At 72.0% G+C, this 19,572-nt stretch carries 19 protein-coding genes; 10 read left to right on the top strand and 9 right to left on the bottom strand.

Features of this window, described 5'->3' with window-relative positions; all coding sequences use genetic code 11:
* Positions 1-135: 135 nt before the first annotated feature.
* The gene (locus ACZ4A5_RS30605) at positions 136-543 is read right to left on the bottom strand and encodes a PPOX class F420-dependent oxidoreductase (protein ID WP_467591361.1); all 408 of its coding nucleotides are present in this window, start codon (positions 541-543) and stop codon (positions 136-138) included.
* 88 nt (positions 544-631) lie between these two features.
* Between ACZ4A5_RS30605 and ACZ4A5_RS30600 the strand changes: the two genes are divergently transcribed.
* Positions 632-1,546: a hypothetical protein gene (locus ACZ4A5_RS30600; RefSeq protein ID WP_467591358.1), complete on the top strand. Its 915-nt coding sequence runs from the start codon at positions 632-634 to the stop codon at positions 1,544-1,546.
* Positions 1,547-1,552: 6 nt separating this feature from the next.
* Here the strand turns inward: ACZ4A5_RS30600 and ACZ4A5_RS30595 are convergent, their stop codons facing one another.
* From ACZ4A5_RS30595 to ACZ4A5_RS30580, 4 genes are all read right to left on the bottom strand, one after another.
* Complete coding sequence (locus tag ACZ4A5_RS30595) at positions 1,553-2,584, bottom strand: 3-dehydroquinate synthase family protein (RefSeq protein WP_467591355.1); 1,032 nt, start codon at positions 2,582-2,584, stop codon at positions 1,553-1,555.
* Between the two features lie 56 nt (positions 2,585-2,640).
* Positions 2,641-3,177: a winged helix-turn-helix domain-containing protein gene (locus ACZ4A5_RS30590; protein WP_467591352.1), complete on the bottom strand. Its 537-nt coding sequence runs from the start codon at positions 3,175-3,177 to the stop codon at positions 2,641-2,643.
* Positions 3,178-3,349: 172 nt separating this feature from the next.
* Positions 3,350-4,894 (bottom strand): FAD-binding oxidoreductase, encoded by a 1,545-nt coding sequence (locus ACZ4A5_RS30585; protein WP_467591350.1) that lies wholly within the window; start codon positions 4,892-4,894, stop codon positions 3,350-3,352.
* Between the two features lie 102 nt (positions 4,895-4,996).
* Entirely contained in the window at positions 4,997-5,911 is a 915-nt protein-coding gene (locus tag ACZ4A5_RS30580; protein ID WP_467591347.1) for an ROK family protein, read from the bottom strand.
* Between the two features lie 209 nt (positions 5,912-6,120).
* On the opposite strand from ACZ4A5_RS30580, the gene ACZ4A5_RS30575 reads away from it, so the two are divergent.
* The 3 genes from ACZ4A5_RS30575 to ACZ4A5_RS30565 all read left to right on the top strand — a co-directional run bounded on the left by ACZ4A5_RS30575 (position 6,121) and on the right by ACZ4A5_RS30565 (position 8,769).
* Positions 6,121-6,933, top strand: coding sequence for a shikimate dehydrogenase family protein (locus ACZ4A5_RS30575; RefSeq protein ID WP_467591345.1), 813 nt, complete (start codon positions 6,121-6,123; stop codon positions 6,931-6,933).
* Between the two features lie 410 nt (positions 6,934-7,343).
* A complete protein-coding gene (locus tag ACZ4A5_RS30570; RefSeq protein ID WP_467591342.1) occupies positions 7,344-7,910 on the top strand; it encodes a papain-like cysteine protease family protein in 567 nt (188 codons plus the stop codon).
* A gap of 10 nt (positions 7,911-7,920) precedes the next feature.
* A complete protein-coding gene (locus tag ACZ4A5_RS30565) occupies positions 7,921-8,769 on the top strand; it encodes a hypothetical protein (RefSeq protein ID WP_467591339.1) in 849 nt (282 codons plus the stop codon).
* A 79-nt stretch (positions 8,770-8,848) separates the two neighbouring features.
* Here the strand turns inward: ACZ4A5_RS30565 and ACZ4A5_RS30560 are convergent, their stop codons facing one another.
* Entirely contained in the window at positions 8,849-9,271 is a 423-nt protein-coding gene (locus tag ACZ4A5_RS30560; RefSeq protein ID WP_467591336.1) for a MarR family winged helix-turn-helix transcriptional regulator, read from the bottom strand.
* 77 nt (positions 9,272-9,348) lie between these two features.
* Here ACZ4A5_RS30560 and ACZ4A5_RS30555 point away from each other — a divergent pair, with 77 nt between their 5' ends.
* The 4 genes from ACZ4A5_RS30555 to ACZ4A5_RS30540 all read left to right on the top strand — a co-directional run bounded on the left by ACZ4A5_RS30555 (position 9,349) and on the right by ACZ4A5_RS30540 (position 13,624).
* A complete protein-coding gene (locus ACZ4A5_RS30555; RefSeq protein ID WP_467591333.1) occupies positions 9,349-10,383 on the top strand; it encodes an ABC-2 transporter permease in 1,035 nt (344 codons plus the stop codon).
* Between the two features lie 105 nt (positions 10,384-10,488).
* Positions 10,489-11,808 carry an aldehyde dehydrogenase family protein gene (locus ACZ4A5_RS30550; RefSeq protein WP_467591364.1) on the top strand — a complete coding sequence of 440 codons (1,320 nt, stop codon included), beginning with the start codon at positions 10,489-10,491 and terminating at the stop codon, positions 11,806-11,808.
* A gap of 114 nt (positions 11,809-11,922) precedes the next feature.
* A complete protein-coding gene (locus ACZ4A5_RS30545; protein ID WP_467591330.1) occupies positions 11,923-12,906 on the top strand; it encodes a GlxA family transcriptional regulator in 984 nt (327 codons plus the stop codon).
* 112 nt (positions 12,907-13,018) lie between these two features.
* On the top strand, positions 13,019-13,624 hold the full coding sequence (locus ACZ4A5_RS30540; RefSeq protein WP_467591327.1) for an isochorismatase family protein: 606 nt from the start codon (positions 13,019-13,021) through the stop codon (positions 13,622-13,624).
* A 49-nt stretch (positions 13,625-13,673) separates the two neighbouring features.
* On the opposite strand, the gene ACZ4A5_RS30535 is transcribed toward ACZ4A5_RS30540, so the two are convergent.
* Positions 13,674-15,389 carry an acyl-CoA dehydrogenase family protein gene (locus ACZ4A5_RS30535; RefSeq protein ID WP_467591324.1) on the bottom strand — a complete coding sequence of 572 codons (1,716 nt, stop codon included), beginning with the start codon at positions 15,387-15,389 and terminating at the stop codon, positions 13,674-13,676.
* Positions 15,390-15,440: 51 nt separating this feature from the next.
* Positions 15,441-15,998 carry a PadR family transcriptional regulator gene (locus tag ACZ4A5_RS30530; RefSeq protein ID WP_467591321.1) on the bottom strand — a complete coding sequence of 186 codons (558 nt, stop codon included), beginning with the start codon at positions 15,996-15,998 and terminating at the stop codon, positions 15,441-15,443.
* A 211-nt stretch (positions 15,999-16,209) separates the two neighbouring features.
* Here ACZ4A5_RS30530 and ACZ4A5_RS30525 point away from each other — a divergent pair, with 211 nt between their 5' ends.
* The gene (locus ACZ4A5_RS30525; protein WP_467591317.1) at positions 16,210-17,559 is read left to right on the top strand and encodes an FAD-dependent oxidoreductase; all 1,350 of its coding nucleotides are present in this window, start codon (positions 16,210-16,212) and stop codon (positions 17,557-17,559) included.
* A gap of 21 nt (positions 17,560-17,580) precedes the next feature.
* Here ACZ4A5_RS30525 and ACZ4A5_RS30520 read toward each other — a convergent pair whose 3' ends face one another.
* Positions 17,581-17,943, bottom strand: a complete 363-nt coding sequence (locus tag ACZ4A5_RS30520; RefSeq protein WP_467591314.1) for an ArsR/SmtB family transcription factor — start codon at positions 17,941-17,943, stop codon at positions 17,581-17,583.
* 290 nt (positions 17,944-18,233) lie between these two features.
* Here ACZ4A5_RS30520 and ACZ4A5_RS30515 point away from each other — a divergent pair, with 290 nt between their 5' ends.
* Positions 18,234-19,415, top strand: a complete 1,182-nt coding sequence (locus ACZ4A5_RS30515; protein ID WP_467591312.1) for a L,D-transpeptidase family protein — start codon at positions 18,234-18,236, stop codon at positions 19,413-19,415.
* Positions 19,416-19,572 lie beyond the last annotated feature (157 nt).

Raw genomic sequence — 19,572 nt, 5'->3', positions numbered from 1 at the left:
GATCGCAGTGGCGCGCACTGCTCTTGCGTCGGGGGGACCCCCCCCCCCCCCCACCACCCCCCCCCCCCTCCCCCCCTGCCCCCCCCCCCCCCCCCCCCCCCCCCCCCCCCCCCCCACCGGTTCACCGGCTGCTCGTCACCACTGCTCGAAGACCGCCTCGGGAACGACCCGGACGGCGACGATGGCACTTTCGTCCGGCGGCTCGGGGAAGGACTCGCGATAGGGCATCCCCCGGTATTTCAGGGAGAATTCATCGAAGAACGCGCCGGGGTCCGGCACCTCCATGAAGTGCGCGGTGCCCCGGATCGCGGCATAGGTGTAAGGGGCGTCCGCCGGGTGGAGCAGCACGCTCACGCGCGCGTCGTTCAGGATGTTCTTCTCCTTGCGGCTGCCGCGCAGAATCGTGAACAGTACGTCGGAGCCCTCACGCCGGACCCACACGACGGACTGGTGCGGACGGCCGTCGGGGCCGACAGTCGCCACGACACCGAACACGAGGGAATCCAGGGCCTTCTTCAGCGGCTCGGACAGCTCGATCGACACAGAAACACCACTCCCTTCCCGAATCGGAACACTCTACTTTCTCCTGAACTTGTCGGCACCACCAGTCACTTGACGCCATCGGCCGCCCATGCGAAAGGTTCCCCCAGTGAGTCATCCCGTCGTCCGAGCCGAGGGTCACATCTGGCTCACCGCGCGGCTGCTGGAACAGCGCCGCTTCGCCCACCATTTCCTCATGCCCGACCCCGACGGGGTGGAGGCGGCGCTGATGGGCTATCAGCGGCCCGACGGCGGCTTCGGCTTCGCGCTGGAACCGGATCTGCGCGGGCCGGGCCCGCAGCCCCTGCACGCGGCCTTCGCGCTGCGGGTGCTGGACGAGATCGGCCGCTGCGACGAGGCCCGCACGGCGGGTCTCCTGCAGCATTTCGAGGCCATCAGCGCGCCCGACGGAGCGCTGCCGGCCATCCATCCCTCGCTCCGCGGCTACCCCTCGGCCTCCGTTCTGCCCCTGCGGGACGACCCGCCGGGCGCGCTGCTGTCCACCGGTCCCGTCGTCGGGCTGCTGCTGCGCAACGGCATCCGCCATCCATGGGTGGAGCGCGCCGCGGAATTCTGCTGGGCGGCCGCCGGCGCGCTGGACGCCACCCACCCCTATGAGGTGGAGGCCGCGGTCGACTTCCTCGACGGCGTGCCCGACCGCGACCGGGCGCTGCCGGTGGCACTCCGGCTGGGGGACATGACGCGGGAGCGGCGGATGTATGTGACCGATCCGGAGCGTGCGGAGGAGTTCCCCGTATCGCCGGGGTACGCGCCGGGCGAGCGCCACTTTCCCTACGACGTCGCCCACTCCCCCGCCTCCCTGGCCAGGCAGTGGTTCACCGGCCGGGAGATGGAGGACTGCCTGGACTTCCTCGCGGCCCGGCAGGAGGAGGACGGCGGGTGGCCGATCCTGTGGCGAGCGTGGGCACCGGGGTCACGGCTGGAGTGGCGCCCGGTCGTCACCCTCGCCGCCCTGCGCACCTTGCGCGCCTACGGCCGCCTGTGAACCGTGTCAGTCGCTCTCCCGCGGCATCGCCGCGAGCGTGCGCAGGACGACGTCCTCCGGGACCCCGGACACCAGCTCCACGCCGGACGGCCCGTCGAGCACGAAGGTCAGTCCGGAGGTGGCCTTCTTGTCGTGCCGCATCAGGGCGACGAGCTCGGTGATGTCGGTGCCGGCCGGAAGGGCCTCCGGGAGTCCGTAGTGGCGGACGACCTCGGTGTGCTCGCGCGCGCGGTCGGCGCCGATGCGGCCCAGCGCCTCGGCGAGCCGGCCCGCGAAGACCGTCCCGATCGCCACGCCCAGGCCGTGCCGGAGGCGGAAGTCCGTGGCGGTCTCCAGCGCGTGGCCCAGCGTGTGGCCGTAGTTGAGGATGTGCCGCAGGCCGGAGTCCCGCTCGTCGGCCGCGACGAGGGACGCCTTCAGCCGCAGGCTCGCGGTGACCTGTTCGTGGACGGCGAGGCCACGGAGGTCGCCCGCGCCGATGAAGTGGCAGCGCGCTATCTCGCCGTAGCCGTTGGTCCACTCCTCGGCGGGCAGCGTGCGCAGGTACGAGGTGTCGCACAGCACGGCCTTGGGCTGCCAGTAGGCGCCCACGAGGTTCTTGCCCTCGGGCAGGTTGACCGCGGTCTTGCCGCCGACGCTCGCGTCCACCTGCGCCAGGAGGGTGGTCGGCAGGTGCACCACCGGCACCCCCCGGTGGTGCAGCGCCGCCGCCAGGCCGACGGTGTCGGTCGTCGAGCCTCCTCCGCAGGAGACGACGACGTCGTGGCGCGTGATGCCGAAGGTGGTGAACTTCCGGCACAGGTCCTCGACGGTCGCGAGCGTCTTGTGCCGCTCGCCGTCCCGCGCCCGGACGATCAGCGCGGGCACCCCGGGATCGGGCACCAGGTCGGGGGGCCGGGCGGTCACCACGGCGGCCCGGCGCGCGCCGAGGGAGGCGACGATGCCGGGCAGGAGGTGGCGGACCCCCGGTCCGACGTGCACGGGGTAGGACCTCTCGCCCAACTCCACGTCGATGCGGCTGTGCTGGGGCTGCGGCACTTCGGGCTCCTCACTCGTAGGGGCGTTCGGTGCGGTCACGCGGCCGCGCTCGGCGCTCAGTCCCCTTCCGCGCTTTCTGCGCTATCTGCGGCTTCCGCGCTTTCCAGGACGTAGCCACGCCCCCGGACGGTGCGCACCCTCAGGCCCAGCGTGGCGACGCGCCGTCGGATCCGCATGATGTGCAGGTCGAGGGCGTTGCGGCTCGGCACGGTACGCCCCGGGGGCAGGCGGAGCAGGTCGTCACGGGTGACGACCTCGGCGTAGGACTCGGTGAGCCGGGCGACGAGCCGGGCCTCGGTGGGCGAGAGCAGCGCGGAGCGCCACCGGAAGCGCAGCACTCCGTTCGGGTCGACCTCGGGCCGGGACTCGGCGGCGGCCGCCCTGATCCGCAGCGCCTCGGCGCGGGCCCGCAGATCGTCGGCGCTGACGGGAGCGCGGACCCAGTCCTCCCTGAGGTCGACGCACAAAGGTGCCGCGGCACCGGCCTCCAGCACCAGGATCCGCAGGACGCCCCGGTCGCGGCAGCGCTCCCTCCGGTCGGACTCCACCGGCCAGCGGATCAGCTCCACCCTCTCCACCGCTGATGCTCGCACCTGGCGCCCCCTCCATGGCAACTGGGCTCTGCGCACCCGGACTTCACTCAATCACACAGAAGTGCACGGGCGCACCAGTGCCCACAGGGGCGCGGAGGGGAACAGGTTTCCGCGGCCTCTCCCGGGATGAGACCTCCTCGAGGAGGTCCCTCCCGGGAGAGGCCGCGGAAGGTCAGACGGCCTGCGCGAAGGAGAAGAGCCGGTGCGGGTCGTAGGCCGCCTTGACGGCGGCCAGGCGGCCGTAGTTCTCGGCGTAGTAGGCCGACTTCCAGTCGCCGAGCTCCGGGTCGATGAAGTTCTGGTAGCTCTCGCCGTTGGAGTACGGCCCCAGCGTGCGCAGCCCTCGCGCGGCCCAGGCGCGGGCGAGCCGCTCGTCCTCCGCCGTGTACTTCGGGTCGTTCAGGCCGACCGAGAATCCGAGGTAGAACTCGGTGTCGCGGTGGACATACGCGGTGGCGGCGCGGTCGGGGCGGTTGGCGGCCCCGCCGAGGGCGAAGAAGCTCAGGAAGCGGAACTGCCCGGCGCGCGGGTCGGCGGCGTACGCCTCCAGGATCCGCTCGACGCCTTCTTGCCCGATGGCCCGGGAGAAGAGCCGGTTGCGGTCCATGGAGAAGTTCTGCCGGGGCAGCGCGGCCTCGGGCGAGTAGCCGACCGTGTGGCACTGCTCGGGAGTGAGGTCGGCGCAGCCGTACTGGGCCATCATCGCGTCGTGCTGGGAGAGCGTCCTGGCGGAGCGGGTGGCGGGCGCGCCGCCCACCGAGGCCACCAGGGAGTCCAGCAGGGGGGTGAACGCGTCCGGCGCGCCCAGCCAGGCGCCGGTGACGACCACGACCGGCGCGCCGGTGCCGGCGTCCGGCCACTGCACGGCCAGCGCGGCGCCGAGGTCCCGGGGGCCGTCGATGATCCAGTGCTGCCACGCCTCGATGACCCGCCGCGCCGACTCCCACGGCCAGGTGAGGTTGTAGCTGACGACGCAGGGGACGTCCGTGGGGCGCAGCTCGAAGCTGGTGACGACGCCGAAGTTGCCGCCGCCTCCGCCGCGCATCGCCCAGAACAGGTCGGGGTGTTCGGTGGCAGAGGCCGTCACGGCACGGCCGTCGGCGAGCACGACCCGGGCGGAGACCAGCCGGTCGCACGCCATGCCGAACTTGCGGCTCTGCCAGCCCAGGCCGCCGCCCTGGACGAAGCCGCCGGGACAGACGCCCGGGCAGTTGCCGCTCGCCACGGCGACGCCGCGCGGCGACAGGGCGGTGAGGGCGTCCACCTGCTGGGTGCCCGCGCCCATGACGACGGTGTTCCGGGCGAGGCCGACCGCGTGGAACTCGGAGACGTCCAGGACGATCCCGTCGGTCGTGGAGTAGCCGCCGAAGCTGTGCCCGCCGCTGCGCGGGGTGAGGGGCAGCGCGTTGTCCTGGGCGAACGCGAGGGTCGTCCGCACGTCCTCCTCGGTGCGGCAGTACGCGACGGCCTGCGGGCGGATGCCGTCGAACTGGCCGCTGTAGATCTTCCTGGCCCGCTCGTAGCCGATGTCCGACGGCAGGACGAGATCGCCCGACAGATGACGGCGTAAGGAGGCCCAGTCGGTCCCGCGCGCCGCCGCGCGTCCTCCTGCGCCCGGCAGGCCCACGGCCGCCGCGCCGGTGGCGGCCGTACCGGCCACGGCGGCGGCCGCCGCCACCCCGGCGCCGGCGCGAATGACGGTCCGTCTGTCGAGCATGACGCTGGCTCCCTCTGCCGGCCCCGAGCGCACGAGGCATGGTGAATATGCGCGAGATCACCTGTGATTGTGCTCAATCGGGCCGGGGAGCGGCCCTACCTGTCACCCCGCCGAAAGAAACCGTCGAAAGAAGCGGCCGTCGTCCAGGGGCTGGGTTCCCTGCCCGTGTGCCTCCTGTGCGAGCAGGACCGCGCCGTGCAGGGACGACCGCCCGCCGAGCGCCGCCGGCCGCACCCGCGCCGGATCCGTCCCGGGGCGCGCCAGCCGCTCGGTGTGTGCCGCCACCGAGGTCACGTATCCCGGTATGCCCGCCGCGAACCCGCCGCCGACGAGGACGAGTTCGGGGTGGGCCAGCTCGCAGATGCCGGTCACGGCGGCGGCGAGGGCCGCGGCGCTCTCGTCGACCACTGTCCGCGCCCATGGCGCGTGGAGGCTCGCCCCTGCCGCCAGTTCGGCGAAGCCGGTCTCCTGGCCGCGCAGTCCGGCGGCGCGCCGGAGGGTGGCCGGTCCCGACGCGATCGCCTGGACGCACCCGGCGCGCCCGCAGTCGCAGCGGGGGCCCGAGCGGTCGACGACGACATGGCCGACCTCGCACGAGCCGCGGCCGGGGCCCGGCCAGGGGCGGCCTTCGTGGACGATGCCGCCGCCGATGCCCGTGCCGACCCCCACGTACAGCAGGTGCCGGCAGCCGGCGGCGCGGGACTCGGCCAGTGCGGCGAGATCACCGTCGTCGGCACAGGCGACCGGGACGCCGGGCAGCAACTGCCGGAAGGCGGCCGCCAGATCGAGGCCCGCCCAGCTCGGCCGGCCCGGCCACGTACGCACCGCGCCGGCCGCGTCGCAGGTCGCGGGCAGGGCCACGCCCACCCCGGCGAAGGGACCTTCGCCGCGTTCCAGGAGGCCGCGGACGCGCGCGGCGAGCAGGTCCAGGTCCGCGGTGGCGTCACTCGCGGCGGGCCAGCGGAACGTCTCCTCGGTGCGGCGGCCGCCCGGCTCGCCGCCGGTGTCCTCTGCCACCCGCAGGGCGACCTTCGAACCTCCGATGTCGATCCCCAGGTATCTGATCGCCTCGTCCCTCCGTCGGGAGCGGTCGGGAGCAACTGCCGGGACGACAACGGCGCGTCGGGGCGACGCCGGGTTGTGCCGAGCGGCAGTCACGGCAAAGCTGTGGAGCATCTCCAGCACCGTAGGACAACATCCGAGCGGGGTACAGAGAGGATCCGCCGATGGAATCCCTTGGGCCGGTGGCCGGTGTCTCGGGCACCACGCGGCTGTACGCGGTGCTGGGCGACCCCGTCGCCCAGGTCAAGGCGCCGGGCCTGCTCAACCCCCTGCTGAGCGGGCTCGGTCTGGACGCCGTGGTGGTGCCGGTGCACGCCCGGGCGCGGGATCTCACCGACGTGGTCGAGGGGCTCAAGCGGATCGGCAATCTGGACGGCCTGCTGGTCACCGTTCCGCACAAGGCGGCCCTGTGCGCGCTCGCGGACGGGCTCGGACCGGCGGCCGCCCTGATCGGGACGGCCAACGCGATGCGGCGCGAGGCCGACGGCCGCTGGTTCGCCGAGAACTTCGACGGGCACGGGTTCGTCCAGGGGCTCCGGACGGCTGGGCACACGGTGCGCGACAGCCACGTGACGCTGGTCGGCGCCGGAGGGGCGGGCAGCGCGATCGCCACGGCGTTGCTGATGGCCGGCGCCGCGCGGGTGTCCGTGCACGACACCGACCGCGCCCGGCTCGACGCGCTGCTCCTGCGGCTCGGCTCGCGCTGGCCGGACGGGATCCGGGCGCTCGGTCCCGGCGACCTGGAGACGGCCGGCTTCGCCGTCAACGCCACGCCGCTGGGCATGCGCCCCGAGGACCCGCTGCCCTTCGACCCCGCGAGGGTGCGGCCGGACGCCGTGGTGGTCGACGTCGTCATGAAGCCGCGCGAGACGGCACTGCTGAGCGCGGCCGGCGCCGCCGGGCGCCGCGTGCACCACGGCATCCACATGCTGGAGCAGCAGGTGCCGTGCTATCGCGCGTTCTTCGGGTGGCCGTGACCTCAAGGCCCGGCCCGCATTCGCATTCGCCGGGGCCGGCGACAGAACTCAGGTGAGCCTGGCCAAAACACCGGCAATCCCTGAGCGCGAACTCCACAACTTCCGGGCCGTGCCGGGAATTGACCCACGGCCGCCTGCCAGGAAAATCCGAGGCTGAAATTCGCCCCCAACTCCGGCCTGCTCATACGATGTTCGCCCACTCGTCCGGGTGAAGCACGCGCGAGACCTCTGGCTAGCATTGACTCATTGCGCTGTCCTGGAATTCCGCCTCTCCGATCCCACTGCCCCGCGGACCCGCCGGAGAGAAGCCCCTCACTTTCTTGTCGACTTTCTTTTCCACGCGTCCTCTTCACGCCACTGCGAAGCGTTGGATGCACCCGGCAACCAACCCCATCGGGAAGGAAAGAAAGATGAGCAGAAGCAGGTTCACCACGACCGTGTCAGCTCTCGCGCTGACCATGTCGGGGCTCCTGGTGGCCACCACCGGAACGGCCCAGGCGGCGGCCTACGACGACATCAATATGCAGAAACAGGAAAAGACCCAGTGGTGCTGGGACGCCTCGGGCAACACCATCGCGAGCTGGTGGGGCTACAACTACAGCCAGACCGACTTCTGCAATCTCGCGCACAACGCGACCGGCGTCAGCTGCGACAACCAGCCGGCCACCCTCGGGGACATGGCGGGCGCCTGGCAAGGCATGGGCTTCGGCAACACCGGCCAGGGAGTGAGCAGCCCGCTGTCGTTCAGCGAGACCTCCAGCGAGGTCAACGCGGGCCGGCCGATGGCGGTGCGCATCGGATGGACGTCCGGCGGTGGCCACATGAACGTCATCTACGGCTACGACGAGTCGAACAACACGATCGGCGTGGGCGACCCGTGGCCGGACACCCAGACCTACACCTGGTGGAACTACAACGACTACGTCAGCAACAGCTCGTTCAAGTGGACGCACAGCCGTGAGCGGATCCAGGGTTAGGGAGGGCACCATGCGTGACAACAGAAGCTCCGGGACCACTCATCTCGCGCGCCTGTCCCTCGGGCTCGCGCTGGGCGCGTCGGCGGTGCTGACCGCGGCGGCCGGAGCGGCGCACGCCGCCGACGGCCCGCTCGACATCCCCGACTACCAGGCGGCACTGGACGCGGTGAAGTCGACGGCCGTCCACAACTCCGTCTGCCGGTTCCTCAGCGTTCCGGTGCCGCACGGCGGCGCCCGGGGGCCGCAGACGATTCCCGCCAAGACCGACCCGTGCGAGGGCGTGCCGTCCTTCACCGTCAAGGACCCGGTGGCGCTGTACGAGGTCACCCCGGACTTCGTGGCCGGCAAGGCCAAACCGGTCCTCACCGAGGCCATCCGGCTCACCTACGCGGTGTCCTCGGTCAGCGCCGGCAACGGCCGCAGCGCGACCGTCATGCTCGCCGCCACCCAGGGCGGCGGCTGGCACCTGGCCGCCGTGCGCGAGGGCGACAGCGACGCCACCTTCCCCACGAAGGGGGATCTGGGGGCCTCGGTGTTCTCCGCGCCGCAGGACCACGCCTGGTACCAGCTGAAGCTCGACACCGTGGAGCCCCTCAACGACGCGGCCAAGACCGCCCTCGGCGGCAAGGCGTCGGTGTCCCTGGCCGATTACCAGACCCTGCTCAAGGGCCGTCTCGCCGACAAGCTGCCGGGCTCGGACTACGACACGAAGGGCTACTCCAGCGGCTACCGGGCCGCGGCCCCGGCACACCACTCCTCGTCCCCGGCCCCGCTGGTCATCGGCGGTTCGGGCGCGGCGCTGGCGTTCATCGGCGGCGTCTTCGCCCTCCGCCGCAGGCGCGCGGCCAGGACCGGCTGACCCGCTTCGCGACACGTCGTTTCCCTCGCCCCGGTGCCCGGCCGTCCGGCCAGGCACCGGGGTGAGGCCGTGACACGGGTCAGCTCACGGCGTTGTACCGCTGGAGATACCCGCAGAAGCGCTCCAGATCCTCGTCGCCCCACTCCGTGAAGCGCTCCTCGAAGGTCACTCTGCGCTGCCGGTGCGCTTCCTCCAGGAGCCGCAGGCCGTCCTCGGACGGCCGCAGGATCTGGCCCCGGCGGTCGTCGGGGTCGGGCTCGCGGACGATCAGGCCCAGGCGTTCCAGCACGGCGGTCTGCCGGCTGACCGTGGACTTGTCGAGCAGGAAGTGCTCGGCCAGATCCGTGCCGCGGCAGCCGCCGGTCTCCTTCATGTGGTCGAGCATGGTGTAGGTGACCAAGGACAGCTCGGGGTGGATCTGAGCGGCCTTGTGGCGTGCCCGGCGGGCGAAAGCAGTCAGCTCGCGCTGGATGGTGCCGATGGTCACATCGCGGTCGGGCATACGTCCTCCTCCATGTTCGTTGCATAATACATCTGACATTGGTTGCATTTACCAACCTATCCAGAGGAGCCGCCCCCATGACCACAGCCGCACACGGACCACGCCACGCCACACACGGGCCGCGCCATCACGCCAAGCACGTCACGCTGCACCTGCTGACCCCACTGCTGATGTGCCTCGGCATGGGCCTCGCCTATCTGGGCGCGTTCCACTCGCCCGAGCCGCACGAGATGAAGATCGCGGTCGTCGGCACCTCGGCCAAGGCGGACGCCCTCGCCCGGACCCTCCAGAGCAAGGCCGGCGACACGCTGGACGTCACCACCGTCGCGGACCGCGACACCGCCGTCGCGCGCCTGGAGGACCGCGACCTGGCCGGCGCGTACGTCCCGGACGCCGCGCACCCCGAGGCGCTGGTCGCCAAGGCCAACTCCGACACCACCGCCGTGGCCGCCACGACCGTCTTCCGCACCGTCGCGGACCGGCAGGGCGTACCGCTGACGGTCACCGACCTCACCACGCTCTCCAAGGGCGACCCGACCGGGCAGGGCATCTTCTTCCTGCTGGTCGCGCTGAGCATCGGCTCGTACGGCAGCGTGGCCGCGATCGGGGCCGCCGGCGCGGCCTTCAAGCTGTGGACCCGGGCGGCGATCGGCCTGGCCACCTCCGTCGTGGTGAGCGTCATCGGCATCGCGCTCGCCGGCCCGGTCTTCCACATCGTCGACCACGACTACACGACCGTGTGGGCCATGGGCTGGCTCTACTCCGCGGGCGTCATCACCATCGGGATCGGCCTGCACACCTTCCTCAAGCGCTGGACGACGCTGGCGCTGATGGTGCTGTTCGTGATGCTGAACTTCACCTCGTCGGGCGGCGTCTTCCGGCCGGAGCTGCAGAACGGGTTCTTCGGCTCGCTGCACGCCTTCTGGAACGGCGCGGGCTTCGTCGAGGGCGCCCGCAGCCTGCTCTACTTCGACGGCGGCGCGGGCTTCGACGGCCGCGTCGTCTCGCTGGTGTGCTGGCTGGCCGTCGGCGTGGCACTGCTCGCGGTCTCGGCCGCGACCGAGAGCCGCCGGGCACGGCGGACGCTGTCGGCCGCTCCGGCAGTTGCTTGACATCCTGAAACGTTGGCATTTACATCGAAGCAGGTGCTTGAGGACCTCAAGCACCTGCTGCCGAGCCCCACCGGCGAGGCACCCCGCACCCACGATCGAGGCACCATGGACCACCCCGCTCCCGAGCAGCCCGCCGACGTCGTCGCCCGGCTGCGCGCCACCTTCCGCACCGGCCGTACCAAGCCCGTCGCCTGGCGTACCACCCAGCTGCGCGGCCTGCGCACCATGCTCACCGAGGAGGGCGCGGCGCTCGCGGCCGCCCTCCACGACGACCTCGGCAAGAGCGCGTACGAGGCGTACCGCACCGAGATCGACTTCACGATCCGCGAGATCGACCACACCCTCGACCACCTCGACGCCTGGCTGCGGCCCGAGCCGGCCCCGGTGCCCGCGCACCTCGACGGGGCCACGGCCTGGACGCAGTACGACCCGCTGGGCGTCGTCCTGGTGATCGCGCCCTGGAACTACCCGGCGCAGCTGCTGCTCGCCCCCATGGTGGGCGCGCTGGCCGCGGGCAACGCCGTGGTCGCCAAGCCCAGCGAGCTGGCCCCGGCCACCTCCGCGGCCCTGGCCCGCCTCCTGCCCCGGTATCTCGACACCGACGCGGTGGCCGTCGTGACCGGCGGCGTCCCGGAGACCACGGCCCTGCTGGAGCAGCGGTTCGACCACATCTTCTACACCGGCAACGGCACCGTCGGCCGCATCGTCATGACCGCGGCGGCCAGGAACCTCACCCCGGTCACCCTCGAACTCGGCGGCAAGTCACCGGTGTTCGTCGACAAGGATACCGACCTCACGGCCGTGGCGGCGCGGCTGGCGGCCGGCAAGTTCCTCAACGCCGGCCAGACGTGCGTGGCGCCCGACTACGTCCTCACCGACCCGGAGACCGCCCGCGCGCTGGAACCGGCCCTGGCCCGGGCCGTCGAGGAGCTCTACGGATCCGACCCCGCGACGTCCGAGACGTACGGGCGGATCGTCAACGAGCGCCACTTCGACCGGCTGTCCGCCCTGCTCGGGTCCGGACGCGTGGTGACCGGCGGCGGCACCGACCGCGCCACGAAGTACATCGCCCCCACCGTCCTGGCCGACGTCGATCCCCAGGCGCCGGTCATGCGGGAGGAGATCTTCGGTCCCGTCCTGCCCGTCGTCACGGTCGCCGGCCTGGACGAGGCCATCGCCTTCATCAACGACCGCGACAAGCCGCTGGCGCTCTACGCCTTCACGGAGTCCGAGGCGACCCGGCGGCGCCTCGCGGCCGAGACCTCCTCCGGAGGGCTCGGGTTCGGCCTTCCGCTGGCCCATCTGACGGTCTCGGACCTGCCGTTCGGCGGGGTCGGCGAGAGCGGTATGGGCAACTACCACGGCCGCTACTCCATCGAGACGTTCAGCCACCGCAAGGCCGTGCTGGAGAAGCCGCTGGCCTGAGGGACCCTCGTGACGGAGGCCGCGTCCGGTGCGCCGGGCGCGGCCTCCTGCCATGGCTGGATGTGACAGAGACCCGTCATTGCGGCCATGCCGGCCGGCGGCGACGATGGACACATGTCCACCGCCCACCGCGTCGTCATCGCGGTCTTCCCCGATGTCGATCTCCTCGACGTCACCGGCCCGGCCGAGGTCTTCGCGCTCGCCAACCGGGAGACCGGTGGCCGTGCGGGCTACCGCGTCCGCCTGGCGGGCCCGGAGCGCGGGGAGGTCACCACGTCGGCCGGTGTCCGCCTGCTCGCCGACCTGTCCTTCGGCGAAGTCGGCGCGGCGGTGGACACCCTCCTCGTCCCCGGCGCGGTGGATTTGTGCCCGGACGGCCCGGTGGCCCGGATCGACCAGGAGGTCGTGGACTGGGTGCGGGACACCGCCCCGCACGCGCGGCGGGTCGCCTCGGTGTGCGTGGGCGCGCACGTGCTGGCCGCCGCCGGGCTGCTCGACGGGCGGACGGCGACCACGCACTGGTCGACCGCGGCCCAGCTCGCCGCCGAACACCCCCGGGTGACGGTGGACCCGGATCCGATCTTCGTCCGCTCGGGGCGGGTGTGGACCGGGGCCGGGATCAGTGCCTGCATGGACCTCGCGCTGGCCCTGGTGGCCGAGGACCACGGCGAGGACCTCGCGCTGGCGGTGGCCCGGCAGCTGGTGATGTACCTCAAACGCCAGGGCGGCCAGAGCCAGTTCAGCGTCCCGCTCAGCCGTCCCGCCGCCTCCCGGCGCGACATCGACGAGCTGCGGCTCCACATCGCCGATCACCCGGACGGCGGCCTCTCCGCGGCCGCGCTGGCCGGACGGATGAACCTCAGTGAGCGGCATTTCGCCCGGGTCTTCCGCAAGGAGACCGGCACCACTCCGGCCGACTACGTCGAGGCGTCCCGCGTGGAGGCCGCGCGCCGGCTGCTGGAGAGCACCGACGAACCGCTGGAGAAGGTCGCGAAGGCCAGCGGTCTGCGCTCGGTGGAGACGCTGCACCGGGCCTTCCGCAAGCAGCTCGGCACGACCCCGGCGGCCTACCGCCGCGGCTTCCGCACGACCACCTGAATCATCCCCTCCCCCGGCAGGCGAGCGCCGCGGCGCGGCTTCGCCATGCCCGGATCCCTCCTGGCCCCGTTTCCCCCTGGCCCCGTTTCCCTCCTGGAAAGGAACCCTTCCGATGACCGCTTCCACGACCCTGCGCGACGTGATCGGCCTCGACGGCCGGCTGCCCCGGCTGCCCGGCACGGCCCTGATCATGATCGACTTCCAGAACACCTACCGCACCGGCGTGATGGCGCTGGACGGTGCCGAGGCGGCCCTGGCCGCCGGTGCCCGCCTGCTCGCGGCGGCCCGCGCGGCGGGCACCCCGGTCGTGCACATCGTCAACGACGGCGGTGCGGGCACCCCTTACGACATCCGCGCCCGGATCGGCGCCATCAGCGACGAGGTCGCCCCGGCCGAGGGCGAGCACGTCGTGGTCAAGCGCTTCCCCGACGCCTTCCACGACACCGGTCTGGAGAAGACCCTGCGGGATCTCGGGGCGGGCCCCGATCTGGTCCTGGCCGGATTCATGACCCATATGTGCGTCACCTTCACCGCCCAGGGCGCCTTCAACCGCGGCTACCGCCCCACCGTCGTCGCCGAGGCCACGGCCACCCGCCCCCTCACCGCCCCCGACGGCACCCTCGTGCCGGCCGCCGTCCTCCAGGCGGCGAGCCTGACCACCGTCACCGACCTGTTCGGCACCGTGGCCCTCACGGTGGACGACCTGCTCGGGAGCTGACAGCCCGGGGCCGCTGCCGCCGGAGGGACCAGCGGCAGCGGCCTGTGGGTCACTCCGCCATCTCGTACGCGCCGGACAGCGCCTCGACGCGCTCCCAGACGCGCGCGGAGCGGGCCTCGTCGACGACCGGGCGGCGGACCGCGCCCAGCGCCCAGCTCTGCTGCTCCGCGGTGGCGGAGTCCTTGCCGTGCAGCTCGACGGCGTGCGCGGAGAAGTCGCGGACGAGGACGGCGAACAGCTCGTCGAGCACGTCCTCCTCCAGCCCGGTCAGCCGCGCCTGCTCCAGGATCAGCTGGCCGTGCACGACGAGCGCGAACAACTGCCCGACGGCGAGCAGGAGATCGAGGTCGCGGCTCTGCTCCTCGTCGGGGGCGGCGGTGGTGACGAACGCGCACAGGGCGTCCGCCTGCTCCCGGAAGCGGCCGACGTTGGGCACGGCGGCGTACGCGGCGTACGCGGCGCGCCAGTCGTGGAAGCGGACGGAGCCGAGGCCGCGGGCCGGTCCCTGGCGGAAGAGGAACGCGTCGTCGGCCGCGTCGAGGCGGGTCGGCACGGGCGCGTAGTCGGCCGGGTCCAGCAGGTGGTTGCGCATGAACTTGAGGATCAGCGCGAGGTTGACGTGGACCGTGCCCTCCAGCTTCGGCAGCCCGCGGATCTCGGTGGCGGCCTGGGCGAAGTAGGTGTCCTTCTCGAAGCCCTTGGCCGCGATGACGTCCCACATCAGGTCGATGACCTTCTCGCCCTCCGTGGTCACCTTCATCTTCGTCATGGGGTTGAAGAGCAGATAGCGGCGGTCGTCGGGCCCGGCGGAACGGAAGTAGTCGACGGCCCGGTCGCTGAACAGCTTCATGCCGACGAGACGGACGTACGCGTCCGTCAGCTCGCGGCGCACGTGCGGGAAGGCGGTGACGGGGCGGCCGTAGAGGACGCGGTTGTGCGCGTGGGTGACGGCTTCGTACATCGCGTGCTCGCAGATGCCGATCGAGGCCGTGCAGAGGTTGAACTTGCCGACGTTGACGGTGTTGAGGGCGGCGTCGAACGCGGCGCGGCCGGTGTGCAGCACGTCCTCGGGGCCGACCGGGTAGTTCTCCAGGCGGAACTCGCTGACGTACTTCGAGGAGTCGACGACGTTCTTCACGAGGTGGTACGCCGAGTGGCGGCTGTCGGCCGCGAAGAAGACGTAGCCGTCGGGGCCCTCGACGTCGGTGCGGCGGCCGAAGACGGAGACGAGCCCGGCGGCGTTGCCGTTGCCTATGTAGTACTTCGAGCCACTGGCCCGGAAGCCGCCGTCGCCGTCGGGCTCCAGCAGCATGTCGGTGGAGTAGATGTCGGCGCCGTGGGCCTTCTCGGACAGGCCGAAGGCGAACACCTCGCCCTGGGTGAGGAGTTCCGCGGCGCGGGCGCGGGCGGCGGCGTTGTCGCTCTGCCAGACCGGGCCGAGGCCGAGGATGGTGACCTGCCAGGCGTACCAGTAGTCGAGCCCGTAGAAGCCGAAGATCTCGTTGAGCGCCGCGATCCGGGCGGTGTCCCAGCGCGCGTCGTCCCGCCCGGCGGCGGCCGGGGTGAGGAAGGTCGCGAACAGCCCTTCCTTGGCGGAGAACGCGAGGAAGTCCGCCAGCCAGGCGCGGGAGCGGTAGTCCTCGATCAGCTTGCGCTTGCCGCGCTCCTCGAACCAGTCGACGGTGGCGCGCAGCAGCCTGCGGGTCTCGGGGTCGAAGTGCGCCGGGTCGTAGGTGCGCGGGTTGAACAGAAGCTGGTCGGCCATGGAGGTTCGCCTTTCCGGCTTGACGGTTGAGGACGGTGAGGAAATCGGGGTTCAGCGCTGGGGACGGAGCCGCCGGAGAGTGGCGAGCACGTCGTCGAGCCAGGCGATCGTCATCCGCTCGTACGCGATGCCGCCGCGCAGCACGACGTGTTGCAGCTCCTGCCCGGCGTCCAGCGTGCCGGGTGCTTCGGTGCCGGTGAAGTCGCGCAGCTCACCCGCGAGATAGTGCGCGAGCCGCTCGGTGTGTGCCCGGTGGTGCCGCTCGACCTCGCGGATCAGCGCGGCGGGGTCGTCGAAGGCCGCGCCGCGGATCTTCACGGCGAGGTCGTGGCGGACGCTCTCGGGCTCGATCGGTTCGTGCAGCCACTGCGAGAGGGCGGCCCGGCCGGGGGCGGCGACGGAGTACTCCTTCTTGTCCGGCCGGCCCTGCTGCGGCACGTCCCGGACGTCGAGCCGGCCGTCGCCCTCCATCCGCTTGAGGACGCGGTAGATCTGCTGGTGGGTGGCGGTCCAGAAATAGCCGATGGACCGCTCGAACCGCCGGGCCAGCTCATAGCCGGAGCCCGGCTTCTCCAGCAGGGAGACGAGGATCGCGTGCTCGAGCGCCATGCCGGGATCCTGCTATGCAACTCGTTTCATATACAAGCGGCGCCGCCCAGGTGAGACACGGCTCACCCGAGGCGGGCCCGGGGGTGGCCACGATCGGCCCCTTGTGATCGCCACGTCCCCGGTGCCTCTCCCGCACGGCGCTTCCCCGGTGTCATCCTGGACGCATCTGCGGGACGTCTGCGGGGAGCGCCCCGCGGGAAGGGGCCCCACCGTGCTTCGCGTCGCAGTCGTCGGGTCGGGACCGAGCGGGGTCTACACCGCCCAGGCACTGGTGCAGCAGCAGGACGTCCCCGGAGTCACGGTGGACGTCCTGGACCGGCTGCCCTGTCCGTACGGGCTGGTGCGCTACGGAGTGGCGCCCGACCACGAGAAGATCAAGTCGCTCCAGGGCACCCTGCGCACCGCCCTGGAGCACCCGGCCATCGCCTTCCTGGGCAATGTCCCGGTCGGTGACGGACCGGCCGGTCTGACACCGCGTCGGCTCCTGGAGCTCTATCACGCGGTGGTCTACTGCGTCGGCGCCGCGACCGACCGGAGGCTCGGCATTCCCGGTGAGGACCTGCCCGGCAGCTTCTCGGCCACGGAGTTCGTCTCCTGGTACAGCGCCCACCCGGACGCCGCGCCCGGCGGCTTCGTCCTCGGCGCGCGCTCCGCGGTGGTCATCGGGGTCGGCAATGTGGCGGTCGACGTGACCCGGGTGCTGGGCCGCGTCGCGGACGAGCTGCGGCCCACGGACGTGCCGGACGCGGCCCTCGCCGCGCTCGCCGCCAGTCGCGTGCGGGACGTCCACATGGTGGGCCGGCGCGGGCCCTCCCAGGCGAAGTTCACCACCAAGGAGCTGCGCGAGCTGGGCGCGCTGCCGGGCGCCGGGGTTCTCGTACGGCCCGGGGAGGCGGCGCTTGATCCGGCCTGGGCCGACCCTTCGGTGCTGCCGTCGGCGAGCAGACGGAACGTCGACGTCCTGCGGAGCTGGGCGCAGGCACCGGGAGAGGCCCGGCCGCGCCGGATCCACCTGCGGTTCTTCCTGCGCCCCGTCGCCCTGCTGGGGGACGGCGCGGTGCGCGCGGTGCGCTTCGAGCGGACCGCGCCGGACGGGAACGGCGGCGTGACCGGCACCGGCCACTTCGAGGAGATCGAGGCGCAGTTGGTGCTGCGGTCTGTGGGTTACCGCGGGGTGCCGATCCCGGGGCTGCCCTTCGACGGCGAGCACGGCACCGTGCCGCACGCGCGGGGCAGGGTGCTGCGTGACGGGGTCCCGTCGCCCGGTGAGTACGTCGCGGGGTGGATCAAGCGCGGGCCGACCGGGGTGATCGGCACCAACCGTTCGTGCGCCAAGGAGACGGTCGGCTCGCTGCTGGCCGACGCCGAGGCGCTGAAGGCGCGCCGCCCCGTCGAGGACGCGCGTTCCGCGCTGCGCTCGGCCGTCCGGGAGATGGTGGAGTGGCCTGGCTGGCTCGGGATCGAGGCGGCGGAGTCCGCGCTCGGCCGCCGCCTGGGCAGGGGGCCGGTGAAGATCCCGGACTGGGACGGGCTGCTGACGGCGGCCCGCACCCGGCGCTGAGGACGACGGCGGCCGGGCGGTTCAGCCGCTCGCGAGCCGCTCGGCCTGGTGCGCGGCCGAGGTGAGCAGGGCGTCGAGCAGCCCGGGGAAGAGGGCTTCGAGGTCGTCGCGGCGCAGGGCGTTCATCTTCGCGGTGCCGCGGTAGATCTGCTGGATCACGCCGCTCTCGCGCAGGACGCGGAAGTGGTGCGTGGTGGTGGACTTGCTGACCGGCAGCTCGAACACCGAACAGGACAGCTCGTCCTCCGCGCGGGCGAGGCTGCGGAAGATCTTCAGCCGCATGGGGTCGGAGAGCGCGTGCAGCACGCTTTCGAGACGGATCTCGTCCCGTTCGGGGTGCTCCAGCGAACGGCCCGGGGACGGGGGCCGGGTCTGCGTCGTCACGGCTGCTCCTTCAGGTCGGCAAGGCTTCGGAGGGCCCGTGAGGACGGCACGGGGAGCCGGTGTACGAGATCCATCGTACTTCGATGCCCGCTTACTACGAGAGGCATCGTAGAAGTTTCGGCCACGCCGACGGCCAAAAGCGGTCAGCCGTACAAATGTTTCCATTTTTCGCGCAACCGCACATGCGTGTAGATCATCTGTAGAAGTGTGGCGGGGGGTGCTGTCGACCGGTTCGGGCGACGCGGCCGTGACCGCCGCTTGCTCTGCTGATACGAGAAAGGTCGACTCACGTGCACGTCGGATCGGGCCGTCGCTCCGTCCTGTTGGCATCCGCCCTCATGGGTTCCCTGGCGCTCAGCGCCTGTTCCGGGGGGTCCGGTGGCTCCGGCGCCGACGCCGGGTCCGAGGCCCGGATCAGTGTCACCCCGGGCGGGGGCAAGGAGGTCGCGCTCGGCTCCCCGATATCGGTGAAGGCCGAGGGCGGCCGGCTCACGGACGTGGAGGTCAAGGACGACAAGGGGCAGAAGGTCGCCGGGCGGTTGGCCGACGACGGCTCCTCCTGGACCTCGGAGGGCAAGGTCGGCCCGCAGACCACCTACACCGTGCGCTCCACGGCGAAGGGCGGCAAGGACGGCAAGGGCAAGGAGTCCTCCTCCACGGCGACCTTCACCACGCAGGAGGCGCCGAAGGTCAACAAGCTCACCAACACCCCGGGCGACGGGCAGACCGTCGGCACGGGCATGCCCGTCTCGATCCTCTTCGACAACCCGGTGGACAAGAGCAAGCGCGCCGAGATCGAGAAGTCCCTGAAGGTCACCACCCAGCCGAAGGTGGAGGGCGCCTGGGGCTGGGTGAAGGACTGGTCGGGCCAGGACCGCATCGACTGGCGCCCCAAGGACTACTGGCCGTCCGGGACCAAGGTCTCCGTCAACGGCAACCTCGCGGGCGTGGACTCCGGTGAGGGCGGCTGGTTCGCGAGAAACTACCAGTACGGCTTCTCCATAGGCGCCGACCACAAGGCTGTCATCGACGTGCCCAGCCACACGCTGACGATGTACGAGAACGGCAAGCCCGTCGGGGACATCAAGGGCTCCGCCGGCTCGCCCGTGGACCCCACGCGCGGTGGCGTCCACACCGTGCGCAGCAAGAATGCCGCCGAGACCATGGACTCGTCCACCATCGGCCACGGCAACGAGTGGATGCTGGACTCGAAGTGGGTGACCCACCTGACCGCGTCCGGGACCTTCCTGCACTCGGCGCCGTGGAACCAGTCGCTCGGCGTGGAGAACAACAGCCACGGCTGCTTCGGCATGACCACCAGCGACGCCAAGCGGGTCTACGACTTCCTGCCCATCGGCTCGACCGTCGAGGTCAAGAACACCAGCAGCACCAAGGTGACCGACGTCGGCAACGGCCTCGAGGTCTGGCAGGAGTCCTGGGACCAGTGGCAGAAGCGCAGCGCGCTGAAGTAGCCGTGCGCTCGTAGTGACGCGGTCCGGGGGGGGGGGGGGGGGGGGGGGGGGGGGCTGGGGGGGGGGGGGGGGGGGGGTTTGGGGGGGGGGGGGGGGGGGCCCCAGGGGGCGGGGGGGGGGGGGGTGGGGGGGGGTTGGGGTGCTTCCCCCCGCTTTC

The sequence above is a fragment of the Streptomyces sp. NPDC025618 genome, from assembly GCF_055558795.1.
Note: the sequence above shows the minus strand (reverse complement) of the source record. Positions and strands in the feature narration are given on the sequence as shown.